The sequence below is a fragment of the Lutibacter sp. genome (assembly GCF_041596795.1).
Taxonomy (GTDB): Bacteria; Bacteroidota; Bacteroidia; order Flavobacteriales; family Flavobacteriaceae; genus Lutibacter.
Genome location: NZ_JBFHHX010000209.1, coordinates 1 through 4,134, shown reverse-complemented (window position 1 = coordinate 4,134; position 4,134 = coordinate 1). Strand labels below are relative to the sequence as shown.

Below are 4,134 nucleotides of genomic sequence, written 5' to 3'. Positions count from 1 at the left end.
GGGTGATTTCTTTCTTTACCTCCTTCAATAAATTTTGGTTTTAATTGCTCCAATAGGTAAAATATTTTTTTACCCATTGCTTTTCGTAACATATCGGCTTCACCTTTTGTAAAACCAGCCAATTTTTGAGAAAGCAACATCACCTGTTCCTGATACACGGTAATACCATACGTTTCTTTTAGGTATTCTTCCATGTCAGGTAAATCGTAAATAATTTCCTGAACTCCGTGTTTTCTATCAATAAACAACGGAATATATTCCATTGGTCCAGGGCGATACAAAGCGTTCATTGCAATTAAATCTGCAAAAGTTGTTGGCTTTAAAGCTTTCATATGCTTTTGCATTCCAGGAGATTCGTATTGGAAAACGCCAATAGTTTCACCTTTTTGGAACAATTCATATGTTTTTTCATCGTCTAAAGGAAAATCATCAGGAATTAAATCTATTCCGTGAATTGCCTTTACAATTTTAACAGTGTCTTTAATTAGGGTTAAAGTTTTTAACCCCAAGAAGTCCATTTTTAGTAGTCCTGCACTTTCAACAACGTTATTATCAAATTGCGTAACATACATATCCGAGTCCTTTGCTGTGGCAACCGGAATTAAATTTGTGATGTTTTCTGGAGTAATAATAACCCCACACGCATGAATTCCTGTATTTCTAACCGATCCTTCCAAAGCTCTTGCTTGGCGAATGGTAATAGAATCAAGGTCATTCCCTTCAGCAATTCGTTTTAACTCATTTACATTTTCAAGTTCTTCAGATCTTAAACCTTTAACTTTGGCAATGCTTTTTGCATCTTCTCCAAATATATTTTGAAGTTTTAAACCAGGAATTAATTTTGCAATTTTATCGGCTTCAAACAACGGTAAATCTAGCGCCCTTGCAGTATCACGTATGGCAGATTTTGCAGCCATTGTTCCGTAGGTAATAATTTGTGCAACTTGGCTGGCACCGTATTTTTCAATTACAAAATCAATTACTTTTTGTCTTCCTTCATCATCAAAATCAATATCAATATCGGGTAATGATACACGGTCTGGATTTAAGAAACGCTCAAAAAGTAAATCGTATTTAATAGGATCAATATTGGTAATCCATAAACAGTAAGCTACAGCAGAACCAGCTGCGGAACCACGACCAGGACCTACTGAAACTCCCATTTTACGAGCTTCTAAAATAAAATCCCATACAATTAAAAAATAACCAGGATACCCTGTCATTTCAATAATTGAGAGCTCAAAGTCTAATCTTTCTTGAGTGTTTGCATCTAGAACATCGCCATATCTTTTTTTAGCACCTTCAAAAGTTAGGTGTTTTAAATAAGCGTTTTCACCACGAACTCCACCATCAATTTCATCTTGTGGATCTATAAATTGTTCTGGAATGTCGAATTTTGGAAGTAATACATCGCGTGCTAAGGTGTACGTTTCAATTTTGTCTACTATTTCTTGAATATTGGTAATTGCTTCAGGAATATCTTTGAACAAACTTTTCATTTGTTCTTGAGATTTAAAATAGTATTCGTTATTTGGTAATCCGTATCTATAACCGCGGCCTCTTCCTTTTGGAGTAGCTACTTTTTCACCATCTTTTACGCATAATAATATGTCGTGTGCTTCGGCTTCATTTTGTGTAGTGTAAAAAGTATTGTTTGTTGCAATTAATTTTACATTATGTTTTTTAGAAAATTCTATTAAAACATCATTTACGTGATCTTCATTTTCTTGATTATGACGCATCAATTCTAAATAAAAATCATCGCCAAATTGTTCTTTCCACCAAATTAGTGCTTCTTCGGCCTGAACTTCACCTACGTTTAATATTTTACTAGGAATTTCTCCATATAAATTACCCGACAATACAATTAAGTCTTCTTTGTATTGTTCTATTATTTTTTTGTCAATTCTTGGCACATAATAAAAACCATCGGTATGTGAAAGCGATGACATTTTTGCCAAATTATGATAACCATTTTTGTTTTTTGCAAGTATAACTATCTGATATCCATTGTCTTTGTTGTTCTTATCTGTATGGTCTTCGCAAACATTAAATTCGCATCCTAAAATAGGAGTTAAAGTATTTATTGGAGATTCTCCTTCTTTTAAATTTTCGTTATGTTCTTTAGCCGTTTTGTTATATGCAATAGCTTCACGTACAAAATAAAACGCGCCCATCATATTTCCAGTATCCGTTAAGGCTACTGCAGGCATTTTTTGTTTTACCGCGTTGTTAATTAAATTACTAATACTTGAAGTTGATTGCAGTACTGAAAATTGACTATGACAATGTAAATGAGAAAATTGTGCATTTTTAAATTCGTCAATTACTTCTTCAGAATGAATTACCGGAGTTTCGGTTTTTGTTTCGGTTCTTTTAGCTAAGTTTTCACTTTCTTTTTTAAGGTTTAAATGTTTTAAACCTACTATATTAATAGGTGAAGGGTTTTTAGCATTAAAGTTTTGAAAGTATTCTGCAGGAACATCTAATTCCTCTTTTGTAAAAATACGTAGCCTAATTAATTCTAAAAAGCAACGTGTTGTTGCTTCTACATCGGCAGTTGCATTATGTGCCTCATTAAAAGGTGTACCAAATAAATGCTGATGTAGTTCTGTTAATGTTGGTAATTTAAATTTTCCGCCTCTTCCACCTGGTAATTGGCATAAAGTTGCGGTTACTTCTGTACAAGTATCTAAAACGGGTAAATCATTTAAAGGAGTAGCAACGTCAACTCTAAAATATTCGCACCCCATAATATTTAGGTCGAATTTTACATTTTGCCCTACAATAAATTTTGATTTTGAAAGCGCTTCATTAAATAGGTATAAAACTTTTTCTAAATCTTCACCTTTTTCGTCAGCTAACTGTGTAGAAATACCATGAATTTGCTCGGCATCATATGGAATATTAAAACCTTCAGGTTTAATTAAAAAATCCTGGTGTTCAATTAATTCGCCATATTCATTATGTAATTGCCAAGCTATTTGTACACATCTAGGCCAATTATCTGTATCTGTAATTGGTGCATTCCAGCTTTTAGGTAAACCGGTGGTTTCAGTGTCAAAAATTAAAAACATGTGCTAAGTAGTTGCTTGAAAATATGAATTTTTAAAAGTAAGACTTTTAATATTTTTAGGTTTAAATATTGCTATTTTTTTATTAACAATCAAAATAAGTTAATTTTTAACGTGTGGTTTAATTTAAATATTTAACAAAACCAATATAAAATGTTAAATTTTACGAATACGTTTTTTTTTCTTTTAAAAGCTAATATTAATCATATTTTAAAACTTTTTTAAAATATAATTTTACCGCTCCAAGTTACAACATGTGTAAAATTATGGAAAATAATGAAGAAAGTAATGAAAGTGAAATTAGTTTGAGTTCAATAAAACATGAGGGGGTAATTTCAAAAGTAAACCCTAACGGATATGTAATTTCTTTAAAAGGTAATTTTAATTGTGAAGGTTGCAAAGCAAAATCTGCTTGTGGCGTTTCAGAGTCTAATGATAAAGAAATAGAAATTTTCGATTCTAATGAATTATATAATTTAAATGAATCTGTAACTGTTAGTTTAAAAAAGGACTTAGGGTTAAAAGCGGTTTTTTGGGCCTATATATTACCTTTTATTTTAATGATGTTTACGCTTGTAATTTCTTCTTACTTTTTTGCAGAATGGATTGCTGGAATTCTTTCACTTTGTGTTCTTGGTCCTTATTATTTAATGCTTTTTATTTTCAATAATAAATTTAAAAAAGCCTTTAAACTTTCAATATTAAAATATAATTAAAAATGAGTGAATCAGTTTTATATAGCGTTTTGTTGTTGGTTTCTTTAGGAATAATTGCAGCCGTGGTGTTGTATTTTGTTTCTAAGAAATTTTATGTGTATGAGAATCCATTAATTGCCGAGGTTGATGAGTTATTACCAGGAGCAAATTGTGCTGGTTGTGGTTCTCCAGGATGTAAATCTTTTGCTGAAAAGTTAGTAAATACAGAAGATATTTCAAACTTATTTTGTCCTGTTGGAGGAAATGATGTAATGAAATTAGTTGCTGCCAAATTAGGTAAAGAAGTTGCAGAAAAAGATCCAACGGTTGCTGTTTTACGTTGCCAAGGAAGTTGTGATGTCCGT

General features: G+C 31.6%; 3 protein-coding genes. 2 read left to right on the top strand and 1 reads right to left on the bottom strand.

Going from position 1 to position 4,134, the window contains the following annotated elements:
- On the bottom strand, nt 1–3,077 hold a 3,077-nt coding region (dnaE, locus tag ABY298_RS15260; RefSeq protein ID WP_372746913.1), incomplete at its 3' end, for a DNA polymerase III subunit alpha.
- Nucleotides 3,078–3,340: 263 nt separating this feature from the next.
- On the opposite strand from dnaE, the gene ABY298_RS15255 reads away from it, so the two are divergent.
- Both ABY298_RS15255 and ABY298_RS15250 read left to right on the top strand, forming a co-directional pair.
- On the top strand, nt 3,341–3,790 hold the full coding sequence (locus ABY298_RS15255) for a SoxR reducing system RseC family protein (RefSeq protein ID WP_372746912.1): 450 nt from the start codon (nt 3,341–3,343) through the stop codon (nt 3,788–3,790).
- 2 nt (nt 3,791–3,792) lie between these two features.
- Nucleotides 3,793–4,134: (Fe-S)-binding protein (locus ABY298_RS15250; protein WP_372746911.1), on the top strand; the 342-nt coding region annotated here is incomplete at its 3' end.

What these genes read in the sequence shown, in the direction of transcription:
- ABY298_RS15255 (WP_372746912.1), top strand. Translation starts at nt 3,341, where the DNA reads ATGGAAAATAATGAAGAAAGTAATGAAAGTGAAATTAGTTTGAGTTCA.